This is a genomic window from Burkholderia sp. BCC1988, assembly GCF_905339895.1.
Taxonomy (GTDB): Bacteria; Pseudomonadota; Gammaproteobacteria; order Burkholderiales; family Burkholderiaceae; genus Burkholderia.
In genome coordinates, this window is the sequence record NZ_CAJPHA010000009.1 from 218,328 (window position 1) to 234,096 (window position 15,769).

The 15,769-nt window shown below is 67.4% G+C and carries 17 protein-coding genes; 6 read left to right on the forward strand and 11 right to left on the reverse strand.

Annotation, left to right across the window (positions count from 1 at the left end):
- The gene (locus U4012_RS15440; protein WP_044843614.1) at window positions 1–834 is read left to right on the forward strand and encodes an ABC transporter permease; all 834 of its coding nucleotides are present in this window, start codon (window positions 1–3) and stop codon (window positions 832–834) included.
- Between the two features lie 50 nt (window positions 835–884).
- Here the strand turns inward: U4012_RS15440 and U4012_RS15445 are convergent, their stop codons facing one another.
- The 4 genes from U4012_RS15445 to U4012_RS15460 all read right to left on the reverse strand — a co-directional run bounded on the left by U4012_RS15445 (window position 885) and on the right by U4012_RS15460 (window position 4,732).
- Window positions 885–1,307, reverse strand: a complete 423-nt coding sequence (locus tag U4012_RS15445; protein WP_044843615.1) for a hypothetical protein — start codon at window positions 1,305–1,307, stop codon at window positions 885–887.
- Between the two features lie 224 nt (window positions 1,308–1,531).
- Entirely contained in the window at window positions 1,532–2,590 is a 1,059-nt protein-coding gene (locus U4012_RS15450) for a permease (RefSeq protein ID WP_321799679.1), read from the reverse strand.
- Complete coding sequence (gene mnmH, locus U4012_RS15455) at window positions 2,587–3,714, reverse strand: tRNA 2-selenouridine(34) synthase MnmH (RefSeq protein WP_044843617.1); 1,128 nt, start codon at window positions 3,712–3,714, stop codon at window positions 2,587–2,589. Before mnmH ends, U4012_RS15450 begins: the two co-directional genes overlap by 4 nt.
- A gap of 64 nt (window positions 3,715–3,778) precedes the next feature.
- The gene (locus tag U4012_RS15460; RefSeq protein WP_124485544.1) at window positions 3,779–4,732 is read right to left on the reverse strand and encodes a LysR family transcriptional regulator; all 954 of its coding nucleotides are present in this window, start codon (window positions 4,730–4,732) and stop codon (window positions 3,779–3,781) included.
- Between the two features lie 162 nt (window positions 4,733–4,894).
- Between U4012_RS15460 and U4012_RS15465 the strand changes: the two genes are divergently transcribed.
- Window positions 4,895–6,316 carry a M20 family metallopeptidase gene (locus U4012_RS15465; RefSeq protein ID WP_321799683.1) on the forward strand — a complete coding sequence of 474 codons (1,422 nt, stop codon included), beginning with the start codon at window positions 4,895–4,897 and terminating at the stop codon, window positions 6,314–6,316.
- A 35-nt stretch (window positions 6,317–6,351) separates the two neighbouring features.
- Entirely contained in the window at window positions 6,352–7,638 is a 1,287-nt protein-coding gene (locus U4012_RS15470; RefSeq protein ID WP_124522215.1) for an MFS transporter, read from the forward strand.
- Window positions 7,639–7,698: 60 nt separating this feature from the next.
- Here the strand turns inward: U4012_RS15470 and U4012_RS15475 are convergent, their stop codons facing one another.
- Complete coding sequence (locus U4012_RS15475) at window positions 7,699–8,751, reverse strand: NADP(H)-dependent aldo-keto reductase (RefSeq protein ID WP_321799686.1); 1,053 nt, start codon at window positions 8,749–8,751, stop codon at window positions 7,699–7,701.
- A 198-nt stretch (window positions 8,752–8,949) separates the two neighbouring features.
- Window positions 8,950–9,387, reverse strand: a complete 438-nt coding sequence (locus U4012_RS15480; RefSeq protein ID WP_006757989.1) for a PaaI family thioesterase — start codon at window positions 9,385–9,387, stop codon at window positions 8,950–8,952.
- A gap of 169 nt (window positions 9,388–9,556) precedes the next feature.
- Between U4012_RS15480 and U4012_RS15485 the strand changes: the two genes are divergently transcribed.
- Entirely contained in the window at window positions 9,557–10,039 is a 483-nt protein-coding gene (locus U4012_RS15485) for a winged helix-turn-helix transcriptional regulator (protein ID WP_044845044.1), read from the forward strand.
- Between the two features lie 417 nt (window positions 10,040–10,456).
- On the forward strand, window positions 10,457–11,080 hold the full coding sequence (locus U4012_RS15490; RefSeq protein ID WP_321799688.1) for a phospholipase D family protein: 624 nt from the start codon (window positions 10,457–10,459) through the stop codon (window positions 11,078–11,080).
- Window positions 11,081–11,258: 178 nt separating this feature from the next.
- Here U4012_RS15490 and U4012_RS15495 read toward each other — a convergent pair whose 3' ends face one another.
- The 3 genes from U4012_RS15495 to U4012_RS15505 all read right to left on the reverse strand — a co-directional run bounded on the left by U4012_RS15495 (window position 11,259) and on the right by U4012_RS15505 (window position 12,946).
- Entirely contained in the window at window positions 11,259–11,477 is a 219-nt protein-coding gene (locus tag U4012_RS15495; RefSeq protein ID WP_124485550.1) for a hypothetical protein, read from the reverse strand.
- A 426-nt stretch (window positions 11,478–11,903) separates the two neighbouring features.
- Window positions 11,904–12,377: a VOC family protein gene (locus U4012_RS15500; RefSeq protein WP_321799691.1), complete on the reverse strand. Its 474-nt coding sequence runs from the start codon at window positions 12,375–12,377 to the stop codon at window positions 11,904–11,906.
- A 260-nt stretch (window positions 12,378–12,637) separates the two neighbouring features.
- The gene (locus U4012_RS15505) at window positions 12,638–12,946 is read right to left on the reverse strand and encodes a hypothetical protein (protein ID WP_044845154.1); all 309 of its coding nucleotides are present in this window, start codon (window positions 12,944–12,946) and stop codon (window positions 12,638–12,640) included.
- Between the two features lie 201 nt (window positions 12,947–13,147).
- Between U4012_RS15505 and U4012_RS15510 the strand changes: the two genes are divergently transcribed.
- A complete protein-coding gene (locus U4012_RS15510) occupies window positions 13,148–13,891 on the forward strand; it encodes a DUF695 domain-containing protein (RefSeq protein WP_044845048.1) in 744 nt (247 codons plus the stop codon).
- A gap of 418 nt (window positions 13,892–14,309) precedes the next feature.
- Here the strand turns inward: U4012_RS15510 and U4012_RS15515 are convergent, their stop codons facing one another.
- Complete coding sequence (locus U4012_RS15515) at window positions 14,310–14,930, reverse strand: hypothetical protein (protein WP_321799695.1); 621 nt, start codon at window positions 14,928–14,930, stop codon at window positions 14,310–14,312.
- Window positions 14,931–15,123: 193 nt separating this feature from the next.
- Window positions 15,124–15,540 carry a hypothetical protein gene (locus U4012_RS15520; RefSeq protein WP_321799697.1) on the reverse strand — a complete coding sequence of 139 codons (417 nt, stop codon included), beginning with the start codon at window positions 15,538–15,540 and terminating at the stop codon, window positions 15,124–15,126.
- Between the last annotated feature and the right edge of the window lie 229 nt (window positions 15,541–15,769).

The window sequence follows — 15,769 nt, forward strand, 5'->3', positions numbered from 1 at the left end:
ATGGACGCACGCAACTATTCCGCCGCCGCGCCGTCCGCACCGCCACGCGAATCACGCTTCGCAGTCGCGCTGCCCGCGAATGCCACCAACTGGATCGCCGTGTGGCGGCGCAACTACCTCGTGTGGCGCAAGCTCGCGCTCGCGTCGCTGTTCGGCAATCTCGCCGATCCGATGATCTACCTGTTCGGGCTGGGATTCGGGCTCGGCCTGATGCTCGGCCACGTCGACGGCGTGTCGTATATCGCGTTCCTCGCGGCCGGCACGGTCGGTTCGAGCGTGATGATGTCCGCGAGCTTCGAGTCGATGTATTCAGGCTTCTCGCGGATGCACGTGCAGCGTACCTGGGAAGCGATCATGCACACGCCGCTCGCGCTGGGCGACATCGTGCTCGGGGAGATCGTCTGGGCGGCGAGCAAGGCGCTGTTGTCGGGCGTCGCGATCATGCTCGTCGCGGGCCTGCTCGGCTATGCGCGCTTTCCGTCGATGCTCGCGGCGCTACCCGTGATCGTGCTCGCCGGCCTCGCGTTCGCGAGCACGGCGATGATCGTCACCGCGCTCGCGCCGTCCTACGACTTCTTCATGTTCTATCAGACGCTCGTGCTGACGCCGATGCTGCTGCTGTCGGGCGTGTTCTTCCCGATCACGCAGTTGCCGCCGATCGCGCAGCATGCCGCGCACGTGCTGCCGCTCGCCAACGCGGTCGAACTGATCCGGCCCGCGATGCTCGGCCGGCCGGCGACGGACGCCGGCCTGCATCTCGCGGTGCTCGCCGGTTATGCGGTCGGCGGATTCATCGTCTCCGCATGGCTGTTCCGGCGGCGCATGATGCGCTGACGTCCGGCGCGCACGGCGCGCCGGCTCGCTGCGACGAAGTGGCGGCGGCGTTACTCGTCGTCGTCGCTCCACGGAATCTCGACGTCGGTCAGGAATGCGACGGTCGCCAGCGGGCCGCCTTCGTGGCGGCCGAGCTTGCCGTCCGCGCGATGCCATTCGACGCGGAACTGCGTACCCGGATCGTCGGCAACCAGATAGACCGCGCGCAATTCTTCGGCGTCGGCTTCGTCGACCGGACCGTCGAACGACACCAGCATCTTCTGCGGCCACAGGCCATTTACCGGATCGTAGATGCGGTCGCCCTGCGGAATCTCGATGCTGGCCTCGACGCCGATCGTGGCGGAGGCTTCGATGATCATCGTGCCGAGCGCGTTCAGCACGGCAGTCGCCCGCGCGGAATTGGCCTGGCGGATCGCGAGATCGCCACGTGTCAGCGCCTTTTCGAGTCGAGGATGAATCTTCGGTTGGGTCATGCGTTTTCCTGTTTGCTTCTTGTAAAGGGCACCGCGCGCGTGAGGCGGCGGCGCCGGATGAATACGACGGTCATGCGACGGGACCGGTCGGCGCACGCCGCGGCGGCCATCGCGCAGGGTCCGGTCGCCGGCAGCCGGGCATGTCGTGCCCCGCGCCTCGATCGGCCACGCGAGCCGGACGTGTCCGGCCGTCGCGCCCGCTCGCCGTCCCGTCCGCGAGTCCGTCAGAACCCGAATGCGATCGCGAGCAGCCCGCTCACGATCCCGAACACGACGACGAGGCCCGTGACGATCGCCAGCATGTAAGGCTTGAACGACCGCGCGAGCATCGCGAGCGACGGCACGCTGATCGGCGGCAGCGTCATCAGCAGCGCGGCGGCCGGGCCGACGCCCATGCCGAGCGACAGCATCGCCTGGATGATCGGCACTTCACCGGCCGTCGGGATCACGAACAACGTCCCCGCGACCGCGAACGCGATGATCCAGCCGAGATGGTTGCCGATGTCCGGGCCGATATGCGGGAACAGCCACGCGCGCGCCGCGCCGAGCAGCAGCACGAGCACGATGTATTCGGGCACGAGCCGCACGGCCATGCGGGCGAGCAGCTTCATCCAGCGGACGAACGGATTGCCCGCGGCAGCCTGTTCGGCCACCAGCGCGGCGAGTTGCGCGTCGCCGATACTGCGGTCCTCGGGACGCGCGATGCGGTTCAGCAGATAGCCGATCCCGAACACCATCGCGATGCCGAGCACGAGCCGCAACGCGCTCCAGTGCCAGCCGAGCACGAAGCCCATGAACACCAGCGCGGCCGGATTCAGCACCGTGTTACCGAGCCAGAACGCGACCGCGCCGCCCGGCGACGCGTGCCGCGCACGCAGGCCCGCGACGACCGGTGCCGCGCAGCACGTGCACATCATGCCCGGCAGCGACAGCAGGCCGCCCGCGGCGACACTGCCGAAGCCCGTGCGGCCGAGCACGCGCGCGACCCAGTGCGCGGGCAGCAGCGCCTGCACGGCCGAGCCGAGCAGCAGGCCGAGCACCATGGCCTGCCAGATCGCCTTGCCATACGCCCATGCGTAGTCGAGCGCCGCCTTCAGCGACGGCTCGGGCGCGCTCGCCGACGTGCCCATCAGGATCGACTGGCCGATCGAATGATGCTCGGCGGCGACGAACGCCTTGTTGTAGTACGGGAACCATTTCACGTAGAACAGTCCCGCGACCGCGATCAGCAGGAAGGTCAGCCAGCCGAGCGCCGGACTGGGTTGGGTGCGTGTGGTCGTCATCGTGCGGTGGTCGTAGGGTTGTGGTCGGTGTCGGCTCGCGCCGCCCCGCCGGCGGCGGGCGAGGCCGGTAGCCCGGCCTGCGCGAGCGCGTCGAGCAGCGCGCGCGCCTGCTCGCGCCCGTCGGCCGCATTCGGCCGGAAAGTGAACGCCAGTGCGCGGTTCGGCTTGTTGTACGTGGCGCGGTAGGTGCGCGCATAGGCGGGATCGTAATGCTTGTCGATCAGTTCGGTGAACAGCTCGGCCCGCGCGTCGGCATCGATCAGCGCATGCCAGTGCGCCACCTCGTCACGGCTGTGCAGGCCGATCAGCCGATTGAGCTGCGCCTTGAACGCGGCCGGCTCGTCGAACAGGTGGGCATAGTCGTCAAGGAGAAACGCGATGCGTTCGTCGTGCGCCGCCTCGACCTGCACCCACGGCCCGGCGTGAAACGCGTCGATCAACGCGATCGGCAGGTGCACGAGCCCGATCCTGCGGCTTTCCGATTCGACGAACACCGGCCATTCGGGGTCGAAACGCCCGAGTGTCTCGACGAGCCCCGAATCGAAGCCCTTCTGCGACGGTTGCGGCTGGCCCGGCAGCGCGCCGAGCAGCGAGCCGCGGTGGCGCGCGAGCGCCTCGAGATCGAGCGTCTGCGCCCCTTCGTCGCGCAGCGCGTTCAGCAGCCGCGTCTTGCCGCAGCCGGTATGACCGACGAGCGCGATATAGCGAAACCGCGTCGGCAGCGTGTCGAGCGTCGCGCACACCGAGTGGCGGTACGCCTTGTAGCCGCCGTCGAGCTGGCGCGCCTGCCAGCCGATCAGGTTGAACCAGGTCGTCATCGAACCCGAGCGCTTGCCGCCGCGCCAGCAGTAGATCAGCGGCCGCCAGTTGCGCGGACGGTCTGCAAACGTGGTGTCGAGATGGCGCGCGATGTTGCGTGCGACCATCGCCGCGCCGACGCGCGTCGCTTCATACGGCGACACCTGACGGTACATCGTGCCGACGATCACGCGCTCCTCGTTGCTGAGCACGGGCGCGTTCAGCGCGCCGGGGATGTGGTCCTCGGCGAACTCGAGCGGTGTGCGCACGTCGATGATCTCGTCGAACTCGCCGGCGCGATCGAGGGTGACAATCAGGTTCTTCAATTTGGCGTCGAACAGGGGCGATGCGGCTCGGCGAGCCGCACGGGCACGGAAGGCGGATTCGCGATTATCTCACGCCCGGGCGTCCCGGGCCGCGCGCGGCAACCGGGGGCGGCGACGCGGCGCTCATCACGTCGATCAGATGGTCGCGAAACGCGCGCACCGACGCGGGCAGATCGCGCCCCGCCATGGTCTGCACCTGGATGCTGCGCTCGCGCAGCTGGGGGTTCGTGACGGGCACGACGACGAAGCCGTCCGCGTCGAAGCGGTCCCGTACCGACAGCAGCCCGGTGAACATGACCGCGCCGGTACGCTGCGCGTAGCGGTACATCACCGCGGTGTTGTTGCTGGTCAGTTCCGGCTCGAGCATGAGCCCGTCGAGCACGCACGCGATGTCGATCAGCTGGCGCACCGTCGTGCCGGCCTCGGGCAGCACATGCGGGTGCCGGGCGACATCGGCGAGCGACACCGAGTCGCGCGCCGCGAGCGGATGGTCGCGCCGCACGAGCGCGAAGACCGGCGCACGCTCCGTGTGTTCGACGCGTACGCCCTGCTCCGGCGCCAGGCTGAACGTCAGCCCGATGTCGGCATCGCCGTCGCGCACGCGCCGCGTCGCCTCCGCCGGCGACACGACCCACACCGAGAAATCGACGCCCGGGTGGCGCGCCTTGAAGCCCGCGAGCGCACCCGGCAGGAAATCGATCGCGAACCCTTCCGAGCAGGCGACCTTCAGCAGGCTGCCGTGCAGCGCCTCCAGCCCGCCGATTTCCTTCATCACGTGCTCGGCCTCCAGCAGGCTGCGCTGCGCGAAGCCCAGCAACCGTTCGCCGGCCTCCGACAGCGCCATCCCGCGCGGCCGGCGCTCGAACAGCGGCGCGCCGAGCTCGCTTTCGAGCTTCGCGATCTGCCGGCTGATCGCCGAGACGGCCACGTGCAGCCGCGCCGATGCGTCGCTGATCGACCCGGTACGCGCGACTTCGACGAAATACCGCAACGCAAGACCATGCAGGAAAGCCGCCATCGTTCTGCCCCGGGCCTGTCGCCCAGGCCGCTCTGCTTTGCCTTTTCGGCAAAGAAATGTTCGAAATTCGATCATTGTGACAAAAAAAACGGCTTCCTAGAATCGATCGCACTCCCGGTCATGCGCGCCGCGCCCGCCGGAAAACCGATACAGGAGGTCGTCTTGAGCCGTACCGCCGCCATCCAGCACGCGCTGAACCAGTTCGAATCGGGCGCGTTCTTCACGACCCTGAGCCGCCGCGTCGGCCTGCGCACCGAAAGCCAGGACAGCGGCTCGGGCGCCGCGCTGCGCGCCTACCTGACCGACGAGATCGCACCGGAGGCCGCGCGCCTCGGCTTCACGTCGCGGATCGTCGAGAATCCGGCCGACGGCGGCGGCCCGTTCCTGCTGGCCTCGCGCCACGAGGACGACGCGCTGCCGACCGTGCTGATCTACGGCCACGGCGACGTCGTGCGCGGCTACGACGCGCAATGGCGTGCGCCGCTGTCGCCGTGGACGCTGACCGTCGACGGCGATCGCTGGTACGGCCGCGGCAGTGCCGACAACAAGGGGCAGCACACGATCAACCTGGCCGCGCTGGCGAGCGTGCTCGCCGCGCGCGGCGGCCGGCTCGGCTTCAACGCGAAACTGCTGATCGAGATGGGCGAGGAGACGGGGTCGCCGGGCCTCGACGCACTGTGCCGCCAGGAGCGCGACACGCTCGCGGCCGACGTGCTGATCGCGTCCGACGGGCCGCGCGTCACCGCCGAACGCCCCACCGTGTTCCTCGGCTCGCGCGGCTCCGTCAACTTCAAGCTCAGCCTGCGCGCCCGCGACGGCGGCCATCACTCGGGCAACTGGGGCGGCCTGCTGCGCAACCCGGCGACCGTGCTCGCGAATGCGCTCGCAAGCCTCGTCGACGCGCGCGGCGCGATCCGCGTCGCGGGGCTGCGCCCGCCGCCGATCCCGGCCGCCGTGCGCGCCGCGCTCGCCGACCTGTCCGTCGGCGGCGGCCCCGGCGATCCGGCGCTCGACGCCGACTGGGGCGAGCCGGGCCTCTCCGCCGCCGAGCGCGTGTTCGGCTGGAATACGTTCGAGATCCTCGCGTTCAAGGCCGGCAATCCCGACCATCCGGTCAATGCGATTCCACCCGTCGCGTATGCGCACTGCCAGCTGCGTTTCGTGGTCGGCACCGACTGGGAGGCGCTGCATGCGCACCTGCGCGCGCATCTGGATGCGCACGGCTTCGCCGACATCGAGATCGACGTCGAACGCGGCGCACCGGCGACGCGCCTGCCGCCGGACGATCCGTGGGTCCGCTGGGCCGTCGCGTCGCTCGCGCGCACGACCGGCAAGAAGCCCGCGATCCTGCCGAACCTCGGCGGCACGCTGCCGAACGAAGTGTTCGCCGACATGCTCGGGCTGCCGACGCTGTGGGTGCCGCACTCGTATCCGGCGTGCTCGCAGCACGCGCCCGACGAGCACCTGCTCGCGAGCGTCGTGCGGGAAGGACTGCAGATGATGGCCGGCCTCTTCTGGGATCTCGGCGACGCCGCGCCGCCCGTTCGCCGCGCGGCACCCGCCGCGGCCGGCGCCGCCCTGTAACGCGCTTCGCCCCCTTTCTCGGGACTGCTCACACGATGAATACGACCACCCTGACCTCGCAGGACGCCGCGCGCCCCAGCACCGCGAAGATCCGCCGCATCATCTTCGCCGCGTCGATCGGCAACGCGCTCGAATGGTTCGACCTGATCGTCTACGGCTTTTTCGCGGTGACGATCGCCAAGCTGTTCTTCCCCGCGACGAGCGAGGCGACCTCGCTGTTGCTCACGCTCGGCACGTTCGGGCTGTCCTACCTGATCCGGCCGATCGGCGGCTTCGTGCTCGGCGCCTACGCGGACCGCGCGGGCCGCAAGGCGTCGCTGCTGCTGTCGATCGCGATGATGATGGCCGGCACGCTGCTGATCGCGCTGATGCCGACCTATGCGTCGATCGGCATCCTCGCGCCGCTCGGGATCATGCTGTCGCGGCTGATGCAGGGCTTTTCCGCCGGCGGCGAATTCGCAAGCTCGACTGCGTTCCTCGTCGAACACGCGCCGCAGCGGCGCGGCTTCATGTCGAGCTGGCAGTTCGCGAGCCAGGGTCTCGCGACGCTGCTCGCATCGGGCTTCGGTGCACTGCTGACGTCGACGCTGAGCACCGCGCAACTCGAAAGCTGGGGCTGGCGCGTGCCGTTCCTGTTCGGCCTCGCGATCGGCCCGGTCGGGCTCTACATCCGCCGCTACGTCGACGAAGGCATCGAGTTCAAGACGCAGGCGCGCTCGGAAGCGCCCGTGCGCGAACTGTTCGCGGACCAGAAGATGCGCGTGCTGCTGTCGATCGGCGTGCTCGTGATCTCGACCGCGATCAACTACATGGTGCTGTACATGCCGACGTACGCGATCAAGCAGCTCGGGCTGCCGGCATCGACGGGCTTCGCGGCGACGCTCGCGACCGGTTTCGTGCTGACGCTCGTCACGCCGCTCGTCGGCCACCTGTCCGATCGCACCGGACGGATCCGCGTGATGGCGGCAGCCGCCGTGCTGATGCTCGTCACCGTCTGGCCGACGTTCGCGTGGCTCACGCATCACGCGTCGTTCGCGACGATGCTCGCCGCGTTGATCTGGATCGGCCTGCTGAAGGCGACGTACTGCGGCGCGCTGCCGGCGCTGATGGCCGAGCTGTTTCCGTCGCAGACCCGTGCGACCGGTCTCGCCGTCAGCTACAACACGGGCGTCACGCTGTTCGGCGGCTTCGCGCCGTTCGTGATCACGTGGCTGATCAGCGCGACCGGCAACCGGCTGTCGCCGGCGCTGTACCTGATCGGTTGCGCTGTGTTGAGTCTCATCGCACTGCTGGTCGCGCGCACGCGGCTCGGGATGCGCTGACCGCGCTCGCGAACCAAACGACGGCGCGGCATCCGTGCCGCGCGCCATTTACCGTGACGTTTACGGCGCCGGATTCGGCTGCAGCTCGTGCAGCGCGTCGATCTCGGCGAGGATCTCGTCGGACAGCTTCACGCCGATGCTGCCGATGTTCTCCTTCAGTTGCGCGAGCGAGGTCGCCCCGACCAGGTTGCTGCGCACGAACGGCCGGCTGTTGACGAACGCGAGCGCGAGCTGCGCGGGCGACAGCCCGTGGCGCTGCGCGAGCGCGACGTAGCGCGACGTCGCTTCGACCGCCTGCGGCTTGCTGTATCGCTGGAAGCGCTCGAACAGCGTGATGCGCGCGCCGGCCGGACGCGCGCCGTTCTCGTACTTGCCGGACAGCCAGCCGAACGCGAGCGGCGAATACGCGAGCAGGCCGATGCCGTCGCGATGCGTGAATTCGGACAGGCCGTTCTCGAACGTGCGGTTCAGCAGGCTGTACGGATTCTGGATGCTCGCGATGCGCGGCAGCCCGAGCTTCTCGGCCGCGCGCAGGAACTGCGCGACGCCCCACGGCGTTTCGTTCGACACGCCGATCGCGCGGATCTTGCCGGCCTTCACGAATTCCGCGAGCACGCCGAGCGTTTCCTCGATCGGCACCGTATACGCATCGTCGACCCACGGATACGCGGGGCGGCCGAACGTCGTCGTGCTGCGATCGGGCCAATGCAGCTGGTACAGGTCGACATAATCGGTCTGCAGGCGCTTGAGGCTGCCGTCGAGCGCCTCGGTCAGGTTCGTGCGATCGAACTGGTTGCCTTCGCCGCGAATATGGCGCGGATTGTGCGGCTGCCGCGCCGGGCCCGCGATCTTCGTCGCGAGCACGATCCGGTCGCGCTGCGCACGATGCTGCGCGAGCCAGGTGCCGATGTACTGCTCGGTGCGGCCCTGGGTATCGGGCTTCGGGGGGACCGGGTACATTTCCGCGGCATCGATCAGCGTGACGCCCTGCCCGAGCGCGTAATCGATCTGCTCGTGCGCGTCGCGCTCCGAATTCTGCTCGCCCCACGTCATCGTGCCGAGACCGATCAGGCTGACCTCGATGCCCGAATCGCCGAGTGTGCGGTATTCCATGCTGTTCCTGTCGCGTCAGTGGAAAGCAGAAACGCTATCACACTGAAGCGAATGCTTCAGATGGCCGATGCGTTCACTTACAGGCGGCCTTCGATGTGCGTTCAGCCCTCGCCGATACGGATACGGCCGCCTTCGCGCGCGTCGTCCGGTGGATGGCGCCGGACGGCCGCGCCGGGCGTAACGACGCCACGCCTCCCGTTACTGCGGCCGCTGAATGAAGCAGGTCGCCGATGCGTGCGCGACGATCTTGTCGTCCGGCGTCTTCAGCGTGCCTTCCGCGACACCGAGCGAACGCGACAGGTGAATCACACGCCCTTCGGCGATCAGGTCGACGTCGCGCGGCACGGGACGCAGCATTTTCACGTGCAGGTCGACCGTGCCGTAGCCGACGCCCGCGTCGAGCATCGAATGCACCGCGCAGCCCGTGACCGAGTCGAGCACCGTCGCGGCGAATCCGCCGTGCACGCCGCCGAGCGGATTCAGGTGCCGGCCGTCCGCCCGCGCCGAAAACTTCACGTAACCGAGCTCGACGCCCAGCGGCCGCATCGGGATCGTCTCCGAGATCGACGCGAGCGGCACGTCGCCCGCCGCCGCCGCGCGCAGCAGGTCGAGACCGGACAGGGAAAGCGGATTCATCGGGTTGTCTCCTGATTGAACGCGCGTCGCCGCGCGAGTAAGTTCCAAATTGGAACTGATTATTGATAAGCGCGCCGGGCTTGTCAATGCAGCCGGCACCCGGTGCAACCGAAGGTCAGTTCTATAATCGAACCCACTCCTTCGCTGAACCGTCGCACGAGACTCGATCATGAAATGGGATGACATCGGTACGCTGAACTGCTCGGTCGCGCGCACGCTTGCCGTGCTCGGCGATCGCTGGACCATGCTGATCCTGCGCAACGCCTTTCTCGGCTGCCGCCGCTTCGATGCATTCCAGACGCAGCTGGGCCTCACGCGTCACGTACTGGCCGAGCGGCTCGCGCGCCTCGTCGACGAAGGCGTACTGGTCAAGCGCGCGTATCAGGAACGCCCGCCGCGCTTCGAATACCGGTTGACCGAAAAAGGCCTCGACCTGTACCCGGCCCTGCTCGCGCTGATGACCTGGGGCGATCGCTGGAAGGACGACGGCCAGGGGCCGCCGGTGCAATTGCGCCATCGCACCTGTGGCCAGCTGATGCATGCGGTCGCGGTGTGCTCGGCGTGCGGTGAGCCGCTCGACCCGCGCCACGTGCAGCCGGAACCCGGGCCCGGCTGGGTCGCGCACGAGGTGGCCGGAACGCACGATGCGTGACGCGTCGCGCTGAGCGCCGGCCGTACGCACATGGGTACGCCCATGACAGCGCGGCGCGGCCATCATGCGTGCGCGTGTTGCATGCGTCTTCGCTCGACGCGCATCGTTCGTGTTGCCGCGCCCTGCCTGCCGTTCCCGTCTCGTCGATCGCACGCCGCATCGACCCTGCGCCCGCACGTGCGTGCCGTTCGTCACGCAGGGACCGTGCCGCCTGCGCACACGCGCGCACCGCATCGACTTCCGTCACCCGGCACGACTGCCGAGCCGATGCAGGCGCGGCGCGGCATGATGAACATCACCACGTCGAGCGCTGCAGACAGCCATCCAGCGTCTTCCATTCACATCCGGGCGTGACCACGCCGCCGTGTCTGCGTTACACTCACGGCCCGCTGTCTCAAAAAAGATTCGCTGTCCAAGATGTTGTCGCGCAAACGCCTCGCCGCCGCCTGCCTCGCTGCTTCCCTCCTCGCCACACCCTTCGCCGCCTTCGGCAAGACGCACAACGAATCGCTGCTGCAGCAGGCGTTCGACTTCATCGCGCAACTGCTGCCGACCCCGACCCATGAAGCGCCCGCCACGCAATCGGTCGAATCGGCGTTTTCGCCCGATGGCGGTGCGGAGGCACTCGTGCTGAAGGCAATCGGTGCCGCGCGCACCTCGATTCGCGTGGCCGCCTACTCGTTCACGTCGCCGCCCGTCACGCGCGCGCTGCTCGCCGCGAAGCGACGCGGCGTGAATGTCGCGGTCGTCGTGGACGACAAGGGCAATCGCGCGAAGAGCAGCAAGCAGGCGCTGAACCTGCTCGTCAACGCGGGCATTCCGACGCGCACGATCGACGCCTATGCGATCCACCACGACAAGTACCTCGTGATCGATGCCGAACATGTCGAGACGGGCTCGTTCAACTACAGCGCTTCGGCAGCCAGCCGCAATTCCGAAAACGTCGTCGTGGTCTGGAACAATCCGCAACTCGCGTCGCGCTACCTCGCGCATTGGCAAAGCCGCTTCGACCAGGGCACGCCGTACCGCTCGTCGTACTGACGCTTCGCCGCACGCGATCACAGGCGCCGTTCGCGTGCGACGCGGCCGACGCGCGCCGTCGTCGCACATCCGCGTCGTGATGTCGTCAATGATCGGTGCGCATTGCATGGCGATCAACCTGGCCGAATGGCCTGCACACCGGGCGTGACGGCGCCGCGATCGCTGGAATCAGTTGAAATCAGTGGATGTCGGGCGAGCGCTCGGCGATCTGCGTGGCCGCGACGCACCGTCCGGCATGCGCACGCGCATCGCTTGCCGAAGGCTTCGGCCGATCGCGCGTACCGCCAGGCAACGCGTCGAGTACGCAGTCGGCACTGAAGGTCAACGTGTTCTGGACCATCGGATAGAGCAGATACAGCGCCAACGCGAGATACCCCGCGTACAGAATTCGAACCATGGTGCGTGGGATGAACGATTGATCTTGCCCTGTTTACGGCATCACGTCGGACAGCTTGAGCACCGGGCGTCGAATTGCATGGCCGGCAGCAACGCACGACGCGTGAAGCGTCCGTATCGCATCGACACGGCTACAACGCGTGGTGGCAGCACGATGGAGCATGCGTGATGCTGCTCGACGGGCGCTCGTCGAGCGTTGCGGTATCGACAGAAGCGAAGCACGCCGCCCGGCTCGCCGAGCGACATACGATCCCGCGCGGCATCGCGCGGTCGCCGACCGGCTCGCATCGGCCGATCGGCACAGGTACGAACCCGCGGACAAGCAGCGAAGCAACGCCGCCGGCACCTGAACGCGGACGAGCCGCGCGCCGATACGCGCGGCCATGAGCCACGTTCAGTCGCGTTCAACCGGATTCGCCCGGCCCGGTCAGGCTCCGCACGGCGGCGCGCTCGCCATCGCTTCCGCGATCTGCTCGGGCGTCAGGTCGCGCTGGTGGGTCGCGATCGACCAGCGATGGCCGAACGGATCCTCCACTTGCCCATAGCGATCGCCCCAGAACATGTCGGCGGCCGGCATCGTGACTGTCGCGCCGGCCGAGACGGCCTGCGCGATCGCCGCGTCGGTGTCCGGCACGAACAGGTGCAGGCAGACCGGCGTGCCTTTCAGCGTCTTCGGCCCGAGTGCGCCGTGCTCCGGCATTTCATCCACGAGCATCAGCGTCGAATCGCCGATTGAGAGGCATGCGTGCGCGAGCCGGCCGTCCGGGGTCGGCAGGCGGAACCGTTCGGTCGCGTTGAACGCGCGCTTGTAGAAGTCGATGGCTGCGGCGGCGCCGGCGCAGATCAGATGCGGCGTCAGCGTGCGCATCCCTTCCGGGATCGGATTGACGGATGTGGTCATGGGTGTCGCTCCTTCAGTCGGTATCGTGTCGGAAATCGGGACGGACGCACGATGCGCACGCCTCCGATGCTACGACGGACGGACTCGACGGAAATCGACACGCCGGACGACATTTTTTTGTTCGCGACAGGCGCCGGAACAGGTTCGGCCCGACAACGCGCGAGCATCAGGCAGGGGGCGACCTCCAATGGGGCGATCGCGCATCCGGGCATGGCCTCGTGCGCGATGGCACGGCTCGCGGAACACGCGCCGATCGCCGCTCAGATCTGCGGAAGGTCGCGCAACGTGCGCGACTCGCTCGTCGCATCGATGTCGAGTTCGATCCCCTCCGACGCGTCGCGATACAGCACGCGCTTCAGCCGCGGCCCCACCGCTGTGCCGTCCGCTTCGTCAAATACGGCGCGAACGTCGTTGCCGGCCGCGAGCGCACGTGCCACTTCCGCCACCGACGCCTCGCTCGGCGTCGCCGCCCAGGACCGGTCCGCCGGATTGACGGCCGCCCAGCGCACGTGCGTCACACGCGCACTGCGCACATCGATTCGGACACCATTCACCGCGAACATCGACATCGGAATCTCCTTCGAAACGGTTGCGGCCGGGCGAACGCCCGACGATGGAAACCGGCGATGGCGCGACAGCACGCATTCGATCGCCACCGGACCCGCCGGACGCGCGATCACCCAGGCACGCAGCTTCGGCCAACGCGATTTTCGATGATACATTGGGACGCTTTGCAACCGTCAACAGACAATCGTGCACGGGAGAAACACATGACCGACGCCTGGGGAACCTTCCCTGCCAGAATGGGCGACCATCAGGCCTTCATCAGCTTCAATCACGGCTTTGCGGAAATCGCCGAAAGCGACCCGCGCACGTCGCTGCTCAGCGTGCGCGTCACCCTTGCGCATCCGACGCCCGACGGCCTGCCGAGCGGTGACGAATTCGCCGATCTCACGAAGATCGAGGATCTGCTGGACGCCGCGGTGACCGCGAAAAACGGCGTGCAGGTCGGCCGCATCACGGTCGACGGCAACCAGGATTTCCTGTTCTACGTGCCGTTCGACGAAGCAGCCGCGGGCGAGATCGTCGACTCGCTGGCCGAACAGACGACCTACGCACTTCAGTACGCCTATCAGGACGATCCGGACAAGGAAACGTACTGGCGCACGCTCTACCCGACCGACGACGACTGGCAACTGATGCGCGACATGCGCGTGCTCGAGGCGCTGCGGCAGAAAGGCGACGTGAGCGACGTGAGCCGGCGCGTGATGCACTGGGCCTACTTCCCGGACCCCAGCGACGCGCACCAGTTCGCCGACTGGGCCGAGTCGAAAGGCTATCTGGTCGAATCGGTCGCGCCCACCGAGGACGGCAAATCGGCCGTGCGGTTCGCGCACGAAGGTACGACGGTGCTGGCCGACATCACGCACCATACACTCGAGATCAATCGCGAGGTGCACTCGCTCGGCGGCGAATACGATGGCTGGGAAACCAGCGTCGAGCAGGCAGGCTGATTGCGCTGACACGCGCGTGACGCGCGATCGGACCGTGGCGGGTTCGGGATCAAAAGCATCCCGGCGGCGCAACCGCGTACCGCCGGGACCCAGGCATCGCCGGCCGCAACCGGCGATCGGCCCCAAGCGATCGCTCACGCACGAGGAATGCGATTCATGCGGATCAGGCGAACGGATGCCGGGACGCGAAACGTCGTCTGCCGAACGCCTGTCCGGTTCCGCCGACGCGGCTTGCATGCGTCGTGCGGCCAAAAAGCCCCCGCTCCTGCGCGAGCGAGCGGGGTAACGGTTGACCGGGCCGGGGTAGAACGGTCAACCGGCCAGATTGTCATCGTGGCCCGTGCAACCGTCTGTGCGGCAACTCACCCTTTCAACCGGAAAGCCCGCCTGCGCCGGCACCGCATGCGGCACTTCGCGGTCAGCGCGCGACGCCGGCGAGTGGCGCGGCGACCACGACAATCACCGGGAACAACACGACAGCCCCGATCATCATCACGCCGTCGGCCGCCAGCGTGACCGGCGTCGCAAGCACGCGAACGGCCTTGTCGCCCTTCGTCAGGCGATCGTCGACCTCGATCGTGTAGGTATGGGAAAACGACGACCACGCCTTGCCCTGCTCAAACCCGTCGGCCCGATAGCGCGAACCGTTCAGCGCGCCTTCCATGCTCAGCTCGCCTTGACGGGACGTCGTAAAGCCGTCCGCCTGCGCACGCGCCCAATCGTCGTCCGTCATGCCGGCGCGGGAAAGCACGAGCCGGTATTCGCCCGAGATCTTGCTGCCCTGCGCGACGAATCCATGGAGCGCCGCCTGGATCGACTTCCGGTAGGACGAAGCCAGCACGGCGCCGAGATGCGCGGGCATGTCGAAGATGTAGTGATACTGGTTGCCGAGCACGACGAATTTCTTGCCGTCCTCGCTGACGAGGAATCGATCGACCGTCTCTTCGTATCGGCCGTTTTCGAACAGCATCGCGGTACATCCTGCCAGACTGGCGGCAGCGACGATCGCGCCGGAGGTCAGCAGCGTTCTTCTTTTCATGTTTCAAGTCTGGATTTTTTTGATTTATATCGGCGATTTTCAAATCGCGCGCCAGTCTCCGGTATCGCGCATGCATCGTCAAAGCGGCGTGATGCCGCTTTCCGTGAATCCGCGCTTTTCTTTCCGGATTTTCGTGAAACGACGTTTCACGATCCAACCCACTCTTGCTGGATGGAACGGTGCAAATCCGACGCTACGCCGGGCCGTCCGTGAACCATTCCGCAATCATGTCGATCCAGTCGAGATCGCTGGCGATTTCGACGACGACGTCGCTGATGGTTTCTTCGACTGAAGAATCGCTGGCGACCGCACTGGCGGTACCCGCGGCAGCACCTGCTGCGACCGCCTTCGCGGCTGGGATTTCGACGAGCGGCGCGCCCCGCGGGCTGACCAGCTGCTCCAGCCAGTCGACGATACTGGCGCGCGCGTCGTCCTCGTCGGCGAAGTCGGTGCGCTTCAGAAAACGGTCGAACACGACCCATGCGAGCGTCTTGCTTCGGGAAACGGAATCCAGTTGCCATTCGGTCACGGCGACCCGCCCCGTTTCCCGGGTTTCGAGCGTCGCTGTGAAGTGGTAATCGAGATATTCGATCTCAAGTTCAGGCGACATGATTTTCTGCGGCCACTCCGCTCTCTCGGTTCTTATTGATGTGCCACGCCAGTCCGGTTTCACGCGCCGCGTGAATCTTGTGTGAATTCCGGACCGCGCGTCATGCAGACACGCAGTATCGCGATATTCTCACAAGCTGTCGACCGCGACTGAAAATGCATGGCCGCACCCGTCCAGTAACCGATACCCGTTATGTGATCGATTCCGCGCCGCGTTCTTTCGCGCATGA

Coding starts and splice junctions, on each gene's coding strand:
- U4012_RS15440 (WP_044843614.1), top strand. CDS start 1: ATGGACGCACGCAACTATTCCGCCGCCGCGCCGTCCGCACCGCCACGC.
- U4012_RS15445 (WP_044843615.1), bottom strand. CDS start 1,307: ATGACCCAACCGAAGATTCATCCTCGACTCGAAAAGGCGCTGACACGT.
- U4012_RS15450 (WP_321799679.1), bottom strand. CDS start 2,590: ATGACGACCACACGCACCCAACCCAGTCCGGCGCTCGGCTGGCTGACC.
- U4012_RS15460 (WP_124485544.1), bottom strand. CDS start 4,732: ATGGCGGCTTTCCTGCATGGTCTTGCGTTGCGGTATTTCGTCGAAGTC.
- U4012_RS15470 (WP_124522215.1), top strand. CDS start 6,352: ATGAATACGACCACCCTGACCTCGCAGGACGCCGCGCGCCCCAGCACC.
- U4012_RS15475 (WP_321799686.1), bottom strand. CDS start 8,751: ATGGAATACCGCACACTCGGCGATTCGGGCATCGAGGTCAGCCTGATC.
- U4012_RS15480 (WP_006757989.1), bottom strand. CDS start 9,387: ATGAATCCGCTTTCCCTGTCCGGTCTCGACCTGCTGCGCGCGGCGGCG.
- U4012_RS15485 (WP_044845044.1), top strand. CDS start 9,557: ATGAAATGGGATGACATCGGTACGCTGAACTGCTCGGTCGCGCGCACG.
- U4012_RS15490 (WP_321799688.1), top strand. CDS start 10,457: ATGTTGTCGCGCAAACGCCTCGCCGCCGCCTGCCTCGCTGCTTCCCTC.
- U4012_RS15495 (WP_124485550.1), bottom strand. CDS start 11,477: ATGGTTCGAATTCTGTACGCGGGGTATCTCGCGTTGGCGCTGTATCTG.
- U4012_RS15500 (WP_321799691.1), bottom strand. CDS start 12,377: ATGACCACATCCGTCAATCCGATCCCGGAAGGGATGCGCACGCTGACG.
- U4012_RS15505 (WP_044845154.1), bottom strand. CDS start 12,946: ATGTCGATGTTCGCGGTGAATGGTGTCCGAATCGATGTGCGCAGTGCG.
- U4012_RS15510 (WP_044845048.1), top strand. CDS start 13,148: ATGACCGACGCCTGGGGAACCTTCCCTGCCAGAATGGGCGACCATCAG.
- U4012_RS15515 (WP_321799695.1), bottom strand. CDS start 14,930: ATGAAAAGAAGAACGCTGCTGACCTCCGGCGCGATCGTCGCTGCCGCC.
- U4012_RS15520 (WP_321799697.1), bottom strand. CDS start 15,540: ATGTCGCCTGAACTTGAGATCGAATATCTCGATTACCACTTCACAGCG.